Consider the following 16,102-nt stretch of genomic DNA (forward strand, 5'->3'; position numbering starts at 1 on the left):
CGCAGGCCAAGACCACACCAAAGAGAACCAGCACAGACACCCATCACCGGCTAGCCGTTCTAGCGTTGTTCCACAGTATCGTTATGACAGGCTGACGCAAGGGCCGGTCGGACCCGTGGGTGGCTCTCCGCGCCGCGGGGCCCACGGCCCATCCCGCAGCCCACTCCTGCGTCCTCATCCATCCATGACGACAACCACCTTCGCCCCGCCCCGGGGCCATCGCTGGGGGGCCATCAAGGACTGGATCACCAGCACCAACAACCGCCTGTACATCGGCTGGTTCGGCGTGCTGATGATCCCGACCCTACTCACGGCGGCCACCTGCTTCATCCTCGCCTTCATCGCCGCACCGCCCGTTGACATCGACGGCATCCGCGAGCCGATCAGCGGCAGCCTGCTCTACGGCAACAACATCATCACGGCCGCCGTGGTGCCCAGCTCCAATGCCATCGGCCTGCACTTCTATCCCATCTGGGAGGCCAGCAGCCTCGATGAGTGGCTCTACAACGGCGGCCCCTACCAGCTGATCATCTTCCACTTCCTGATCGGCATCTATGCCTATCTGGGCCGCGAGTGGGAATTCAGCTACCGCCTGGGCATGCGTCCCTGGATCGCCGTGGCCTACAGCGCCCCCGTGGGCGCCGTCACCGCCGTACTGCTGGTGTATGCCATCGGTCAGGGCTCCTTCTCCGATCCGATGCCCCTGGGCATCTCCGGCACCTTCAACTTCATGCTGGTGCTGCAGGCTGAGCACAACGTGCTCATGCACCCCTTCCACATGCTTGGCGTGGCGGGTGTCTTTGGGGGCAGCCTCTTCTCTGCCATGCACGGCTCCCTGGTGACCTCCAGCCTGGTCCGTGAGACCACCGAGACCGAGTCGCAGAACCGCGGCTACAAGTTCGGCCAGGAAGAAGAGACCTACAACATCACTGCCGCCCACGGCTACTTCGGTCGGCTGATCTTCCAATACGCCAGCTTCAACAACAGCCGCAGCCTCCACTTCTTCCTGGCCGCCTGGCCCGTGGTGGGGATCTGGTTTGCCACCCTGGCGGTGATCAGCTTCTCCTTCAACGTGAACGGCTTCAATTTCAATCACTCGGTGCTCGACCACCAGGGCCATGTGCTCAACACCTGGGCCGACATCCTCAACCGTGGTGGCCTGGGCATTGAAGCCATGCACGAGCGCAACACCCACAACTTCCCGCTCGACCTAGCGGCGGTGCCGTCGAAACCAGTGGCCCTGCAGGCGCCCGCGATCGGTTAGTGCGACTTTGAACCGCACCCAGCCTGATCGCCTTCATCGCTCACTCCCGTAGCCATAGCCAGGGCAACACCGGGGTCTGGTCTCAGCCAGGCCCTTTTCTGTGGCCCCCCGACACCGCACCCCAGACCCCGCCCCTACCAATGGCCAGGACGTCCAGGTGCTAGACGGATAAGCCCAGCTCCGCCAGCAGCGCGGCTTCATGCCCGCGGCCATAACCGGGCACCAGCACCCTCCCCTCCCGTTGGAGCGCCAGGGGATGCCGACGCAGAACCATCGCCATGGGCGGAGCGAGCTGGTCAAGTTACCAGCCATCGCTGCCGTCGCGGTAGCGCTGGTCCCAGCGCTCGGCCTCACTCTCTGAGGCCTGGCGAACGCGGGGGGCGGGGTTCGAAGAGTTGAAGGACTGGCCCATGGCTTCAATCTGCTCGGGTTAGGCCGCTCCGGCCCGCATCGGCTCGGTCGCACTGGCCCACCTGGGCAGAGGTGGTCCAGCGCTTGCAGGCGAGCTCCAGGGCGCAGTGAGGGGCATCCACATCCCGTGACAGCAAAGGAGGGCGACCGCAGCCTGGTGCAGAGCCTCAAAGGCGATCCCAGCGAGCTGATCGTGCAGGGTGACGACGCCATCGGCAGCTACGGCATCCAGGCCATCGGCAGCCACCTGGGCTGCGTCGTGCGCGGCCCAGGTCGGGGTGGCCAACGACCAGTGGGCCCAAGCGGAAGGAGACAGCGAGGGCAGCGTCACAAACCGTGGCCGCCACCTGATGGCCTGCTCGCCTGGTGGAAAGTGATCGAGGCCGATCACGTCGATCCCCAGCGTTGCCACCATCACCCCTGCACTCCGGCTGCGGCTGTGCCGCCGACATCGCCGCCCAGGCGGCGCAGTCCATGGAACGGCGCACCCTCTGGGTGGTGCTGCTGATCAACGCCGCCATGGCGGTGGTGGAGGTCGTCTTCGGGATCCGCGCCGGCTCCAGCGGCCTGATCGCCGACTCCCTCGACATGATCGCCGATGCGGGCGTCTATGCCCTCAGCCTGCTGGCGGTGGGCCGCAGCCTCAGGCAACAGCGCCGGGCCGCCGACCTCAGCGGCAGGTTGCAGATCGCCCTGGCCGGGTGGGTGCTGCTGGATGTGCTGCGGCGCTCCCTGCTGGGCAGTGAGCCGATCAGCGCCGTGATGGTGGCCATCGGCACCCTGGCCCTGCTCGCCAACCTCACCTGTCTGATCCTGGTGCGGCGGCACCGCGAGGGGGGCCTGCCCATGCGCGCCTCGGCGATCTTCTCCACCAACGACACCCTGGCCAACCTGGGCGTGATCGTGGCCGGCCTGCTGGTGGCCTGGAGCGGCAGCCGCATCCCCGATCTGGTGATCGGCGCGGGGATCAGTCTGCTGGTGCTGAGGGGCGGGCAACGCATCCTGCGCGAGGCCCGCCCCGTGGCGTGCTGAACAGCCGTGGGCTCAGCACGGCCCTGCCCTAGCCGTTCGGGGCGCTGCTCGGCTCCGTCCTGTTGCCGCTGATGGCGAGCGTGCCGATGGTGACCTTGGTGGGACTCGGGCGGCTGATCCCCATGGAGAGCTGGCGGTGGTGGCACGGAACAGACGCGGGGAACGGCTGAGGCCCCCGGGGCAGGGCTTCCGAGGGTGGCCGGGCCTGCTGCTGGGCCTGCTCCTCGGCCTGCTGCTGACCCTGGGGCCCCGGCCCGCCCTGGCGCAGCCCACCCTGGAGGTGTTCGTGCGCCGGGGCTGCCCCCACTGCGCCGCCGCCGAGGCCTTTCTGCCCCACCTGCAACGCAGCCATCCCGAGCTGGAGCTACGCCTGCGCTCCCTCGACGACGACCCCACGGCCCTCGCCGATCTGCTGCGCCACAGCAAGCGAGCCGGCATCCGCGCCCCGGGGGTGCCCACCTTCGTGGTCAACGGCACGGTGCTGGTGGGGTTCGACAACCCCGGGAGCACGGGCGTGAAGCTGCGGCAGCTGGTGGATCAACTCCACCAGCCGAGCCCGACGGTGCGGGCCGGCCCCCTGGGCGAGCTCAGCGCTCAGCGCCTCGGACTGCCGCTGTTCACGCTGGCCCTGGGCCTGCTGGATGGCTTCAACCCCTGCGCCATGTGGGTGCTGCTGTTTCTGCTAGCCCTGCTGGTGCACTGGCGCGATCGTCGCCGCATGGCCCTGGTGGCCGGCACCTTCGTCCTGGTGAGCGGTGCGGTGTACTACGCCTTCATGGCCGCCTGGCTGAACGTGTTCCTGGCGGTGGGGCTGGGGGATGGTCTGCGGCTGGTGCTGGGGACCCTCGCCCTGGTGATCGGGCTGGTGAACATCCGCGAGATCGCCCGCTCCGGCGCGGCCTTCACCCTGGCAATACCGGCCAGCGCCAAGCCCGGCATCGCAGCCCGGATGCGGGCCGTGCTGCAGAGCCAGGCCCTGCTGCCGGCCCTGGCGGGGGTGGCCGTGCTGGCAGTTGTGGTGAATGCGGCAGAGCTGCTCTGCAGCGCCGGCATCCCGGCGCTCTACACGGCGGTGCTCAGCCAGCAGAACCTGCCGGCCTGGGCCCACTACGGCTACCTGGGGCTCTACAGCGTGGGCTACATGGCCGATGACGCCCTGATGGTGACGCTGGCGGTGCTCGCCCTCAGCAGCAACCGCCTCACGGAGCGCGGCGGCCGCTGGCTGAAGCTGCTGAGCGGGGTGGTGATGCTGCTGCTGGGCCTGGCGTTGCTACTGCGGCCCGGCTGGCTGCTGTAGATCCCTGCCGGCCTGGCGCGCCGATCACGCCATTACGCCGCCGAGAGCTGCTGCAGCTGGTCCTGAAGGCGTTGGCGGAGCCGGTTCTGCACCAGGGCACAGAGGTCATCCACCAGGGCATTGTCGGCACTCCAGATCGTGCGGACGCCATCGCGCTCGCAGCTCACCAGGCCGGCGCGCTGCAGCTGGCCCAGCTGGCGGCTGATGTGCGACTGGGAGAAGCCGGTGGCCGCGATCAGGCCGGCCACATCCATCGGGCCCTGCTTGAGCTGGCAGAGCAGCTGCAGTCGGGCGGGCTCACTCAGAAGCCGGAAGAACTGGCTGTACTCCTCCAGCAACTGGGGGCTGGGCATGGAGCCGTCGGCACCCATGACGACTGCGGTATGGCGATAGACGCATTATGCACCCCTCGACCGAGGGGCGACCGACACCGGAGACTTGCCAACCCTGAGCTATGCGCATAAGCTCATAAAAGCTCTCAGGTTCCGGCCTTGGCTCCCTCTCCTGCCACTTCCCTGCTGCAGCAGGCCGCCGGCGGCGGCCCCCTGCTGCTGCGCCAGCTGTTCGATGCCGCCACCGGCACCTTCACCTACCTGCTGGCCGATGTGACCAGCGGCGAGGGGGTGCTGATCGATCCGGTGTTCGAGCAGCACGCCCGCGATCTGGCCCTGATCCAGGAACTGGGGATCGACCTGATGGCCTCGATCGACACCCACGCCCACGCCGATCACGTGACCGGCAGCTGGCTGATGCACGAGGCCACCGGCTGCGCCATCGGCCTGGCCGCCGCCGCCCGCGCCGAGAACGTGACCCTGCCGCTGCACCACGGCGACCGGGTGCGCTTCGGCGTGCGCGGCCTGGAGGTGCGCAGCACCCCCGGCCACACCGATGGCTGCCTCAGCTACGTGCTCGACGACCAGTCGATGGCCTTCACCGGCGATGCCCTGCTGGTGCGGGGCTGCGGCCGCTGCGACTTCCAGCAGGGCAACGCCCACACCCTCTGGCGATCGATCACCGAGCAGCTGTTCAGCCTGCCCGACAGCTGCCTGCTCTACCCCGGCCACGACTACACCGGCCGCACGGTCACCTCGGTGGCCGAGGAGAAGGCCTTCAACGCCCGCCTGGGCGGCGCCGCCACCGAGCGCGACTTCGTGGGGCACATGGAGTCGATGAAGCTGCCGCACCCCAACAAGATCGCGGAGGCCCTGCCGGGGAACCTGCGCTCCGGCAAGCCGCGCGAGGCCTCCCCGGCAACGGCCGCCAGCTGGGCACCGCTGCAGCGCAGCTACGCCGGCCTGCCGGAGCTCCCGCCCGCCTGGGTGGCGGACCACCGCGGCGCCCTCACCATCCTCGATGTGCGCTCCCGCGAGGAGGCCGAGGGCCCCGATGGGCGCATCGGCGGCAGCCTGCTGATCCCCCTGCCGGAGCTGGAGGACCGCCTCGGCGACATCCCCGTCGATCGGCCCGTGGTGGTGGTGTGCCATTCCGGCAGCCGCTCGGCCCTCGCCACCCAGCAACTACTCAAGGCCGGCCGATCCCAGGTGGCCAACCTGCGCGGCGGCCTGGCCGGCTGGCAGGCCAAGGGCTACCCGATCGCGCACGCCGCCGCTGAACCCCCTTCCGCGTAAGCCAGCCCACCCCTCTCCCTCTCGACCCCAAGACCCATGACCAGCCTCCACAGCCCGATCCGCCCGGCATCTCTCGCGACGGGACGGGTCAGCGCCCAAGCCCTTGCCGATCAGCTCGCCGCCCAGACCGTCACCGTGATCGACGTGCGCGAGCCGATGGAGTACGCCGGCGGCCACATCGCCGGCAGCCTGAATGTGCCGCTCTCGCGTATTACCCAGGCCAATCTGCCGCGCGGGCCCCTGGTGCTCGTGTGCCAAAGCGGCAACCGCAGCGCCAACGCCCTGGCCCAGCTGCTGCAACAGGGCCATCCCGATCCTCTCGCTGAGCTCGAGGGGGGCATCCCCGCCTGGCAGCAGGCCGGACTGCCAGTTCGCAAGCTCAACAACGCACCGCTACCGCTGATGCGCCAGGTGCAGATCGCCGCCGGGTCCCTGGTGCTGCTCGGGCTGATCCTCAGCAACACCGTGGCCCCGGGCTGGATTCTGCTCACCTGGTTCGTGGGCGCGGGCCTGGTGTTCGCCGGCGTCAGCGGCTTCTGCGGCATGGCCCGCCTGCTGGCCGTGATGCCCTGGAACCGCGTGAGCCTCTGATGCTGATGGGCCTCTCGCTCGGCAGCGTCGTGCTGCTCGGCGCCGGCGGCGGCCTGATCGGCTTTCTGCTCTCGGTGCTCGGCGCCGGCGGCTCGATCCTGCTGCTGCCGTTGCTGGTGAGCGGCGCGGGCCTGCCCACCCAGGAGGCCGTTCCCCTCTCGCTGCTGGTGGTGATGCTGCTGGCCCTGGCCAACCTGGGGCCGACGATCCGTCGCGGCCAGTTCGCCCCACGGCCGGCCCTGATCCTGGGGATTCCGGCGCTGGCCGGCAGCTGGATCGGCGGCAGCTGGGTGAAGGCCGGCCACATCCCCGAGCCGGTGCAGCTGGCAGTGTTCGCCATCGCCGCCCTGGTGGCCTCCTGGCTGCTCAACCGCCGCCCGCCGGGCAGGGACAGCTGCGACGCTCCGGCGGAGCAGACGGTGCTGCTGGCTGTCCAGGGGGTGCTGGTGGGACTGCTCACCGGCATCGCCGGGGTGGGCGGCGGCTTTGCGATCGTGCCGGCCCTGGTGTTGCTGGCCGGGTTGCCGATGGCCCTGGCGAGTGGCACCAGCCTGTTGCTGCTGGCGGTGAATGCCCTGGTGGCCCTCGCCGCCCAGGGCCACTGGCCCGCCGCCAGCCTGCCGCTGCTGCTGCCCCTGTTGGCCGGTGGAGCCATCGGGGCCGTGCTGGGCCAGCGCCTGGCCCCGCACCTGAGCGACCGGCACCTGCGCCAGGGCTTCTCGCTGCTGCTGATCGGCTCGGCGGCCCTCACCGGCGCTGAGGCCTGGCGCCGCCATCACCAGCCGCAGGCGAGGCCCCAGCCAGCAGACCCCCATCGCCCTGCCGCGGCTCTCCTAATTTCCGACCAGCCCCGCGGCTCCCGGGCCCCAGCCCCCTCCTCTGCCACCCCACCATGAGCGACCGCTTCGATCTGATCGTGCTCGGCGCCGGCTCCGGCGGGCTGGCCGCCGCCAAGCGCGCCGCCTCCTACGGCGCCCGCGTCGCGATCGTGGAGGGCGACCGGGTGGGCGGCACCTGCGTGATCCGCGGTTGCGTGCCCAAGAAACTGCTGGTGTACGGCTCGGCCTACCGCCACCTGCTCGCCGATGCCGCCAGCTACGGCTGGGATGTGGGCGACGTGCGCCTCGATGCCTCCCGCCTGCTCGCCAACGTGCGCGCCGAGGTGGATCGGCTCAACGGCCTGCACATCGGCTTCCTGGAGAAGGCCGGCGTGGAGCTGGTGCGGGGCTGGGGCCGCTTCAGCAGCGCCAACAGCGTGGTGGTGACGGCCGCCGATGGCAGCGAGCGGCAGCTGGAGGCCGAGCGGATCCTGATCGCCGTGGGCGGCCGTCCCAGCCGGCCCGAGATCCCGGGCGCCGAGCTCGGCTGGGTGAGCGACGACCTGTTCGAGCTGGAGTCGCTGCCCGAGGCGGTGGTGGTGGTGGGCGCCGGCTTCATCGCCTGCGAATTCGCCAGCATCCTCAACGGCCTGGGCGTGCAGGTGACCCAGCTGGTGCGTGGCGACCACCTGCTGCGTGGCTTCGACCGCGAGGCCAGCGAGGCGGTGCGGGTGGCCATGGAGGCCGAGGGCATCGCGATCCGCCTGGCCCACTCGCCCGCCGCGATCACCGGCCAGTGCGCCCCAGGAGAACTCACGGTCACCACCCAGAGCGGCGAGGCGATCGCCTGCGGCGGCGTGCTGCTGGCCACCGGCCGCCGCCCCTTCCTGCAGGGCCTCAACCTGGAGGCCGCCGGCGTGGCCGTGGAGGGACCACGCATCCCGGTGGATGCCGATCAGCGCACCAATGTGCCGGGGATCTACGCGGTGGGCGATGTGACCGACCGGATCAATCTCACCCCGGTGGCGGTGGATGAGGGCCGCGCCTTCGCCGACACGGTGTACGGCCACAGGCCCCGCCAGGTGGACCACAACCTGGTGGCCAGCGCCGTGTTCTCCCAGCCGGAGCTGGCGAGCGTGGGGCTCACCGAGGAGCAGGCGATCGACCGCTGCGGCGTGGAGGGCATCCGGGTGCACCGGGCCCGCTTCCGGCCCATGAGCCAGGCCCTGCCGGCACGGGATCCCAAGGTGCTGCTGAAGCTGATCGTGGACACCGCCAGCCACCGGGTGCTGGGGGCCCACATGGTGGGCGAGCACGCCGCCGAGATCATTCAGATGGCGGCCATCGCCATCGGCATGGGCGCCACCAAGGCCGACTTCGACCGCACCATGGCCCTGCACCCCTCGGTGGCCGAGGAGTTCGTGACCATGCCGGGCTGAGGGCTCAGCCGGCCGCTGGCCGAGGCCCTCAGCCCAGGGGCGCGAGCGCCTCGAAGCGGAACACCTGGCGGCCGGCGGGGGTGTCGCCATGGGCCTCGGTCTCCACCACGCGCTCGCTGAGCACCCAGGGGCCGGCCTCGGTGAGGGGCACGAAGGTGTCGGTGAAGCGGCTCTTACCGCCCTTGGCGGCGCCGGTGGCGGGGTCCGCGTACTGGCTGGTGTAGGTGTGGCTGAGGTAGCCGGCACCGGTGTCGGTGGTGGATTCGGTGAAGATCGTCACCACGGTGCCGTGGATATGGCGGTGCACCATCGTCACCACATCGCCCTTGATGCGGTAGCGATCACCGGCGTTCTTGCCGCCCACGATCACCTCGGTGCCCACCGCATCGGTGTCACCGGCGGTGAAGGTGTTCTCGCCGTGGGTCTGCTCGAAGCTGCGGCGCACCCGGTGGATCGCCACCTCCCACAGCTGCGAGGCCACGGCCTTGTGGATCTCGGTGTCGTCGATGCCCTCCACGGTGGCCTTGAGGTCGGCGCCCACCTGGAAACGGCCCTCCACCCGGCGGTCGGGTTCGTCGCCCGTGCCCGCCTGCTCCCACACGGCCAGGCCCTGGTAGCCGCCGAAGCCCGGATCCCAGGTGTAGCGGTTCTCGTAGGCGGCGCGGAAGGCCGCGGTGCAGTCGGCCCCAGGGGCAAGGACGCTGCTGGGGGCGGTCGGATGGCCGATCGAGATGGGCATGGGGGCAGGGCTGGGGGCTGTCTGGCTCCAACCCTAAGCAGCGCCAGGACTCAGGGGCCGCCGCCTCAGCGGGGCAGAGGCGGATGGATGTCCTGCAGGGCGGTCACCGCAAAGCTCTGCCCCTGCAGGGCCGCGATCGCCTCCACGGCGGCCCGGGCGCCGGCCAGGGTGGTCACCGTGGGCACCGCGTAGTCGATGGCGGCGCGGCGCAGGTACTTGTCGTCGTGGGCGGCCTGGCGGCCCACCGGCGTGTTGATCACCAGCTGGATGCGGCCGGAGCGGATCGCGTCCTCGATGTTGGGGCGGCCCTCATGCACCTTGAGGATCGACTCCACCGCCAGGCCGGCCTGCCGCAGGGCGGCGGCGGTGCCCTCGGTGGCGATCAGCTGGAAGCCCAGCTCCGCCAGGCGGCGGGCCACCGGCAGCAGGGCCGCCTTGTCGCGGTCGTGGGTGGAGAGGAACACCTCGCCGCTGGTGGGCAGGGCCTCGCCGGCCCCCAGCTCGGCCTTGGCATAGGCCAGGCCGAAGCTGGTGGCGGTGCCCATCACCTCGCCGGTGCTGCGCATCTCGGGGCCCAGCAGCGAGTCGGCGCCGGGGAAGCGCTTGAAGGGCAGCACCGCCTCCTTCACCGCCTGCAGGGGCGGCACCGGCTCGCTGGTGAGGCCGAGCTGCTCGAGGGTCCTGCCGGCCATGATCTGGCTGGCCAGCTTGGCCAGGGGCACGCCGGTGGCCTTGGCCACGAACGGCACCGTGCGGGAGGCGCGGGGGTTGGCCTCGATGATGAACACCTCGCCGTCCTTCACGGCGAACTGCAGGTTGATCAGACCGTTCACCTGCAGGGCCAGGGCCAGGGCCTGGCTCCACTGGCGGATCGTGGCCAGGGCCTGCTGATCGAGGCTCACCGCCGGCAGGGCGCAGGCCGAGTCGCCCGAGTGCACGCCGGCGGGCTCGATGTGCTCCATCAGGCCGCCGATCACCACCCGGCCGGTGGCGTCGCAGAGGGCATCCACGTCCACCTCGGTGGCGTTCTCCAGGTACTGGTCGATCAGCACCGGGTGGTCGGGCTCCACCTGCACCGCCTCCACCATGTAGCGGTTGAGCTCCTCCTCGTCGTACACCACCTCCATGGCGCGGCCGCCCAGCACGTAGCTGGGCCGCACCACCACGGGGTAGCCGACGCGGGCGGCGATGGCGCGGGCCTCCTCCTGGCTGCGGGCCAGGCCGTTGCGGGGCTGGCGGATGTCGAGCTGGCGCAGGATCGCCTCGAACTGCTCGCGGTCCTCCGCGGTGTCGATCGACTCGGGCGAGGTGCCCCACAGGCGCGTGCCGGTGGCCAGGCCCTCGGGGCTGGCCAGCCAGCGCAGCAGCGGCAGGGCCAGCTTCAGCGGCGTCTGGCCGCCGAACTGCACGATCACCCCCTCGGGCTTCTCGGCCTCGATCACGTTGAGCACGTCCTCGAGGGTGAGGGGCTCGAAGTAGAGGCGGTCGCTGGTGTCGTAGTCGGTCGACACCGTTTCGGGGTTGCTGTTCACCATCACCGTGGCGAAGCCCTCGGCCTGCAGGGCGAAGGAGGCGTGCACGCAGCAGTAGTCGAACTCGATGCCCTGGCCGATGCGGTTGGGACCGCCGCCGAGGATCATCACCTTGCGGCGCGTCTCGGGCTGCACCTCGCTCTCCGGCGGGATCAGCTCCAGGCTGCCGTCGGCGTGGAGCCGCTCGATGGGCCGCTCGTAGGTGGCGTAGTGATACGGCGTGGTGGAGGCGAATTCGGCGGCGCAGGTGTCCACCGTCTTGAACACGGCATTCACCCCCAGGCCCTGGCGGTGGCGGCGCACCTCCAGCTCCTGGCTGCCGGTGGCCCAGGCGATCTGGCGGTCGGAGAAGCCCAGCTGCTTGAGCTCCAGCAGCGCGGCGGCCTCGAGCTGGGCGAGGGAGCGCCCCTGCAGCAGCCGCTGCTCCGCCTCCAGGATCCGGCGCAGCTTGGCCAGGAACCAGGGATCGATGGCGGAGAGCCGGTGGATGTCGGCGTCGCTGTAGCCGGCCACCATGGCGGTGCGCACCGCGAAGATGCGATCCGGCGCCGGGGTGCGCAGCTCCCGGTCGAGCTCGGAGCGCTCGGGGCTGGCATCGGGGCGGTCGCAGCCCCAGCCGGCGTGGCCCGTTTCCAGGGAGCGCAGCGCCTTCTGGAACGACTCCTCGAAGCTGCGGCCGATCGCCATCGCCTCACCCACCGACTTCATCGCCGTGGTGAGCACCGCCGGGCTGCCGCGGAACTTCTCGAAGGCGAAGCGGGGGATCTTCGTCACCACGTAGTCGATCGTGGGTTCAAAGCAGGCCGGCGTCTTGCCGGTGATGTCGTTGAGGATCTCGTCGAGGGTGTAACCCACCGCCAGGCGGGCGGCGATCTTGGCGATCGGGAAGCCGGTGGCCTTCGACGCCAGGGCCGAACTGCGGCTCACCCGCGGGTTCATCTCGATCACCACCACATCGCCGTTGGCGGGGTTGATGGCGAACTGGATGTTGCTGCCGCCCGTATCCACGCCGATCTCGCGGATGATTGCGATCGACTGGTCGCGCAGCCGCTGGTATTCGCGGTCGGTGAGGGTCTGGGCCGGCGCCACGGTGATCGAATCCCCCGTGTGCACCCCCATGGGATCGAGGTTCTCGATCGAGCACACGATCACCACGTTGTCGGCGGTGTCGCGCATCACCTCCAGCTCGAACTCCTTCCAGCCCAGCAGCGACTGCTCGATCAGGATCTGGGACACGGGGCTGGCCTCGAGGCCGCTCTTGCAGATCGCCCGGAACTCCTCGGGGTTGTAGGCGATGCCGCCGCCGCTGCCCCCCAGGGTGAAGGCGGGCCGGATGATGCGGGGATAGGTGCCGATCTGCTCGCCCACCACCTCCGCCTCCTCCAGGCTGGTGGCGATGCCGGAGGGGCACACGGCCACGCCGATGCGCTCCATCGCCTGTTTGAACAGGTCGCGGTCTTCGGCCTTCTCGATCGCCTGCAGGTTGGCGCCGATCAGCTCCACCCCGAAGCGCTCCAGGGTGCCGTCGCGGGCCAGGGCCACCGCCAGGTTGAGGGCCGTCTGGCCACCCATGGTGGGCAGCAGGGCATCGGGGCGCTCCTGCTCGATCACCCGCCGCACCACCTCGGGGGTGAGTGGCTCGATGTAGGTGCGATCCGCCATGTCCGGATCGGTCATGATCGAGGCCGGATTGCTGTTCACCAGCACCACCTCGAAGCCCTCGGCCCGCAGCGCCTTGCAGGCCTGGGTGCCGGAGTAGTCGAACTCGCAGGCCTGGCCGATCACGATCGGCCCGGAGCCCAGCAGCAGGATGCGACGCAGATCCGTGCGACGGGGCATGGGCGGGGGGATGGCGGCCAAACCTGGCTAGCCTCTCACGCCCCGCTTCGGCGCCCCGTCCAAGTCCGTGCAGGCAAGCCGCTGGCGGTGGCTAGTGTTGACACCACGACCAAGCCCTCCACCACCTCCATGAGCGAACTCCAGCGCCTGAAGGGGCTGCTGCCCCCGGAAATGCAGAGCTGGGTGTTCGTGGAAGCCGCCGCCTCCGCCGATCCCCCGCTGATCACCATCGAGGAGATCGGCCGCGATGAGGTGGAGATCCAGGTGGACCTGGAGAAGTGGGACCAGCTGGCCCTGGACCACCGCAACCTGCTCTTCTGGCACGAGGTGGGCCGCATCCAGAACGACGCGGTGCCCCGCGACGGCTGGGAGATGGCGGCCCTGGCGATCGGCCTCGGCGGCGCCATCGGCGAGCTGTGGGTGCAGGACGGCCTGCTACTGCTGATGGCCCTCGGCCTCTCGGGCTTCGCCGGCTATCGCCTCTACCTCAAGAACAACTCCGAGAAGCGCCTCCAGGACGCGATCACGGCCGACGAGCGGGCGATCGATCTGGCCTGCCGCTTCGGCTACACCCTGCCCAACGCCTACAAGAGCCTGGGCGGCGCCCTCAAGGAGCTGGTGGAGCAGACCCGCAAGAAGAAGAAACGGGCCTTCTACGAAGACCGGCTGGAGGCGCTGCGCAAGAGTGCCGGCAAGGCCCGGGCCGAGATGGCCCAGCAACAGGGGTCCCGTCAATCCGTGAGCAGCGAGAACGTCTATGGCTGAGGCCAGCCCATCCGGGACCAGCCCCTCCCAGGCCAGCGGCCCAGGGGTCCCCAGCGCCAAGCCCAGCCCCGACCCCAGCCGCCCCCGCCTCGATCCCAACGACAGCAAGGCCCTGGCCCTGCTGGCGGCCGAGGCCTGCGACGACCGCAAGGCCGGCGACATCGTGCTGATCCGGGTGGAGGAGATCTCCTCGATCGCCGACTGGTTCGTGATCGCCAGCGGCTTCTCCGACGTGCAGGTGCGCGCCATCGCCCGCTCGGTGGAGGACAAGGTGGAGGAGGCCACCGGCCGGCTGCCCCTGCGCAAGGAGGGCCAGACCGAGGGCCGCTGGGTGCTGCTCGATTACGGCGAGGTGATCGTGCACGCCCTCACCCCCGATGAGCGCAGCTACTACGACCTGGAGTCCTTCTGGGGCCACGGCGAAAAGGAGACCTACCTAGGCTCGACGGGCGACGCACCGGCCTGAGGGCCGAGACCCCATGGCCGCTCCTGGTCCCCCCGATCCCGGTGCGGTGGCGACGGCGGCCTGCCCGGTGCCACCGGCCCAGCGGCCCCTGGAGCAGTACCGCGAGCTGGCGAATTCCTGGTTCTTCGCCTGGCCCCACGCCAGCTTCGCGAGCCTGCTGCGTCCGCTTACCGTGTGTTGGCTGCTGCTGCTGCCCGGGGCCTGGCTGGTGGCCAGCGGCAGCGTGGCCCTGCGCCACGATCCGCCGCGGCTGGTGGCGGCCGGTGCCGTGGCGGCCCTGGTGCTGCCGCTGCTGCTGCTGACACGCCAGTGGCTGGGCTGGACCAGCGTCCAGCGCCGCCTGGTGGCCACGGCGGTGGAGTACGAGGAATCGGGTTGGTACGACGGCCAGGTGTGGGAGAAGCCCCTGGCCTGGCGGGAGCAGGACCTGCTGGTGGCCACCCACCAGGTGCGGCCGGTGCTGGACCGCCTGCAGCGGGCCCTGGCCATCGCCTCCGTGCTGCTCCTGGCCGGGGCGAGCCTCTGTCAGGCTCTCTGAGCCAGCCACCGCGGCGATGACCTTCTCCAGCAGCTTCGGCTCCCCCCAGCGCCCCGGAGTGCCGCCACTGGAGGTGCGCCTGCGCCGCAACGGCATCACCGAATCGGTGCACCGGGTGCATGCGGTGGTGTGCGACCAGCGGGGCCGGGTGCTGATGCGCGCCGGCGATCCCCAGAAGCTGAGCTTCATCCGCTCGGCCCTCAAGCCCTTCCAGGCCCAGGTGTTCGTGGCCAGCGGCACGGCCGATGCCGCCGGCGCCGACGACCGCGCCCTGGCCATCGCCTGCGCCTCCCACGCCGGCGAGGCCCACCAGGCCCGCGAGGCCTTCAAGATCCTCTGGCAGTCGGACCTGGAGACCGACCAGCTGCAGTGCCCGGTGCCGGCGGGCGCCAGCAGCCGGCTCGAGCACAACTGCTCCGGCAAGCACGCCGCCTTCCTGGCCACCTGCAAGCGCATGCACTGGCCGCTGGAGTCGTACCTGCAGGGGGACCATCCGCTGCAGCAGCAGGTGCTCAAGCAGGTGGGTGAACTGCTGGGCATGCCCGGCGCCGAGCTGGTGGTGGCCCGCGACGACTGCGGCGCCCCCACCCTGCAGCTGCAGCTGGCCCAGATGGCCCTGCTGTTCGCCCACCTGGGGGCGGGCCAGCAGCCGGAGCTGGAGCGCCTCAGCCGCGCCATGCTCGCCCACCCCGATCTGGTGGCGGGCGAAGGCCGCTTCGACACGGCCCTGATGCGGGGCGGCCACGGCCAGGTGATCAGCAAAGGCGGCGCCGAGGGCATCCAGTGCCTCAGCCGCGTGGGCGAGGGGCTGGGCCTGGCGATCAAGGTGGAGGACGGCGCCAGCCGCGCCAAGCACGCCGTGGCCCTGCACCTGCTGCGCCAGCTGGAGTGGCTCACCCCCTTCACCCTTGAGGAACTGAGCCAGCAGTTCCTGCACCCCAACGACGCCGTGGATCTGCAGGTGAGCGGCGAGCTGCGCTTCGACGCCAGCCGCTGAGGGGCCGCCGGCCGAGCTAGCCCCCCAGGGCGTCGCCCTCGAACTGCTCGGCGGCCTCGATCGTGGCGGTGCTGGCGAACAGCCCGGCGACGATCGCGGGGCTGATGGTGAAGGTGTCGAGGCCCTCGGCGGCCAGGCGGGCCAGATCCTGGGGCTGGCGCAGGCTGGCCACCAGCAGCCGCAGGGGCGAGCCGATCCCCGCCACGCAGCGCTGCATCGCCGTCAGTTCGGCGTGGCCATCGCGGCCCAGATCGCCGATGCGGCCCAGGTAGGGGGCGATGTAGTCGGCGCCGAGGGCCGCGGCCAGCAGCACCTGGGCCGGCTCGTAGCAGGCGGTGAAGGTGATCGGGATGGCCTCCTCCAGCAGCTGCCGGGCCGCCAGGGCTCCGGCGCGGGTGATCGGCAGCTTCACCCAGACGCGGCGGGGGGCCAGGGCCGCCAGGGCGCGGCCACAGGCCAGGTAGCGCTCGGCCAGGGCGTCACTCGCGTGGTCCCCGGACTCCTGGCTGACGGCTGACCCCGAGCCGGCGTCGATCCCTGCCCAGGCCTGCAGGTGCACCTCCCGCGCCCCCAGGGCCAGGGCCCGCTCGGTGAGCACCGCCAGGTGGTCGAGGCGGCAGGGCTGGCCGGCCCGGCGCAGCAGCGTGGGGTTGGTGGTGACGCCGTGGAACAGGCCACTCGGCAGCCACTCCGCCCAGGCGGCGGGGTCGGCGGAATCCAGCAGCAGACGCAGGGCCATGGCGGTT

The 16,102-nt window shown here is 70.8% G+C and carries 15 protein-coding genes and 1 pseudogene; 12 read left to right on the forward strand and 4 right to left on the reverse strand.

Annotation, left to right across the window (positions count from 1 at the left end):
- The first annotated feature begins 184 nt into the window (after positions 1-184).
- The 4 genes and pseudogenes from psbA (at position 185) to ACLV7J_RS05000 (ending at position 4,004) form a co-directional block, all read left to right on the forward strand.
- Positions 185-1,264, forward strand: a complete 1,080-nt coding sequence (psbA, locus tag ACLV7J_RS04985) for a photosystem II q(b) protein (RefSeq protein WP_411868019.1) — start codon at positions 185-187, stop codon at positions 1,262-1,264.
- A 547-nt stretch (positions 1,265-1,811) separates the two neighbouring features.
- Positions 1,812-1,937 (forward strand): annotated as a pseudogene (locus tag ACLV7J_RS04990) (cytochrome b6-f complex iron-sulfur subunit); the annotation flags it as partial.
- 143 nt (positions 1,938-2,080) lie between these two features.
- Positions 2,081-2,707: a cation transporter gene (locus ACLV7J_RS04995; RefSeq protein ID WP_411868020.1), complete on the forward strand. Its 627-nt coding sequence runs from the start codon at positions 2,081-2,083 to the stop codon at positions 2,705-2,707.
- Positions 2,708-2,846: 139 nt separating this feature from the next.
- Positions 2,847-4,004 carry a glutaredoxin family protein gene (locus ACLV7J_RS05000; RefSeq protein ID WP_411868021.1) on the forward strand — a complete coding sequence of 386 codons (1,158 nt, stop codon included), beginning with the start codon at positions 2,847-2,849 and terminating at the stop codon, positions 4,002-4,004.
- 32 nt (positions 4,005-4,036) lie between these two features.
- On the opposite strand, the gene ACLV7J_RS05005 is transcribed toward ACLV7J_RS05000, so the two are convergent.
- The gene (locus ACLV7J_RS05005) at positions 4,037-4,357 is read right to left on the reverse strand and encodes an ArsR/SmtB family transcription factor (RefSeq protein ID WP_411868022.1); all 321 of its coding nucleotides are present in this window, start codon (positions 4,355-4,357) and stop codon (positions 4,037-4,039) included.
- A gap of 138 nt (positions 4,358-4,495) precedes the next feature.
- On the opposite strand from ACLV7J_RS05005, the gene ACLV7J_RS05010 reads away from it, so the two are divergent.
- From ACLV7J_RS05010 to gorA, 4 genes are read left to right on the forward strand one after another with little or no spacing between them, the layout of a single operon-like run.
- The gene (locus ACLV7J_RS05010) at positions 4,496-5,632 is read left to right on the forward strand and encodes an MBL fold metallo-hydrolase (RefSeq protein WP_411868023.1); all 1,137 of its coding nucleotides are present in this window, start codon (positions 4,496-4,498) and stop codon (positions 5,630-5,632) included.
- 36 nt (positions 5,633-5,668) lie between these two features.
- Entirely contained in the window at positions 5,669-6,223 is a 555-nt protein-coding gene (locus ACLV7J_RS05015) for a rhodanese-like domain-containing protein (RefSeq protein WP_411868024.1), read from the forward strand.
- Complete coding sequence (locus ACLV7J_RS05020; RefSeq protein ID WP_411868025.1) at positions 6,223-7,119, forward strand: sulfite exporter TauE/SafE family protein; 897 nt, start codon at positions 6,223-6,225, stop codon at positions 7,117-7,119. Before ACLV7J_RS05015 ends, ACLV7J_RS05020 begins: the two co-directional genes overlap by 1 nt.
- Positions 7,116-8,480, forward strand: coding sequence for a glutathione-disulfide reductase (gene gorA, locus ACLV7J_RS05025; protein ID WP_411868026.1), 1,365 nt, complete (start codon positions 7,116-7,118; stop codon positions 8,478-8,480). The genes ACLV7J_RS05020 and gorA overlap by 4 nt, the downstream gene beginning before the upstream one ends.
- Before the next feature lie 28 nt (positions 8,481-8,508).
- Here the strand turns inward: gorA and ACLV7J_RS05030 are convergent, their stop codons facing one another.
- Positions 8,509-9,219, reverse strand: a complete 711-nt coding sequence (locus tag ACLV7J_RS05030; protein WP_411868027.1) for a DUF3386 domain-containing protein — start codon at positions 9,217-9,219, stop codon at positions 8,509-8,511.
- Between the two features lie 65 nt (positions 9,220-9,284).
- On the reverse strand, positions 9,285-12,590 hold the full coding sequence (gene carB / locus ACLV7J_RS05035; RefSeq protein WP_411868028.1) for a carbamoyl-phosphate synthase large subunit: 3,306 nt from the start codon (positions 12,588-12,590) through the stop codon (positions 9,285-9,287).
- A 129-nt stretch (positions 12,591-12,719) separates the two neighbouring features.
- Here carB and ACLV7J_RS05040 point away from each other — a divergent pair, with 129 nt between their 5' ends.
- The 4 genes from ACLV7J_RS05040 to ACLV7J_RS05055 are packed head-to-tail and all read left to right on the forward strand — an operon-like array spanning position 12,720 to position 15,356.
- A complete protein-coding gene (locus tag ACLV7J_RS05040) occupies positions 12,720-13,355 on the forward strand; it encodes a DUF3318 domain-containing protein (protein ID WP_094587717.1) in 636 nt (211 codons plus the stop codon).
- On the forward strand, positions 13,348-13,821 hold the full coding sequence (gene rsfS, locus ACLV7J_RS05045) for a ribosome silencing factor (RefSeq protein WP_411868029.1): 474 nt from the start codon (positions 13,348-13,350) through the stop codon (positions 13,819-13,821). The genes ACLV7J_RS05040 and rsfS overlap by 8 nt, the downstream gene beginning before the upstream one ends.
- 13 nt (positions 13,822-13,834) lie before the next feature.
- Positions 13,835-14,359: a CGLD27 family protein gene (locus ACLV7J_RS05050; protein WP_411868030.1), complete on the forward strand. Its 525-nt coding sequence runs from the start codon at positions 13,835-13,837 to the stop codon at positions 14,357-14,359.
- 16 nt (positions 14,360-14,375) lie between these two features.
- The gene (locus ACLV7J_RS05055; RefSeq protein WP_411868031.1) at positions 14,376-15,356 is read left to right on the forward strand and encodes an asparaginase; all 981 of its coding nucleotides are present in this window, start codon (positions 14,376-14,378) and stop codon (positions 15,354-15,356) included.
- Positions 15,357-15,372: 16 nt separating this feature from the next.
- Here the strand turns inward: ACLV7J_RS05055 and ACLV7J_RS05060 are convergent, their stop codons facing one another.
- A complete protein-coding gene (locus ACLV7J_RS05060; protein ID WP_411868032.1) occupies positions 15,373-16,095 on the reverse strand; it encodes a transaldolase family protein in 723 nt (240 codons plus the stop codon).
- Positions 16,096-16,102: the final 7 nt, after the last annotated feature.

Origin of the sequence: Vulcanococcus limneticus LL (genome assembly GCF_943369875.1) — a bacterium.
GTDB classification, from domain to species: Bacteria; Cyanobacteriota; Cyanobacteriia; order PCC-6307; family Cyanobiaceae; genus Vulcanococcus; species Vulcanococcus limneticus_A.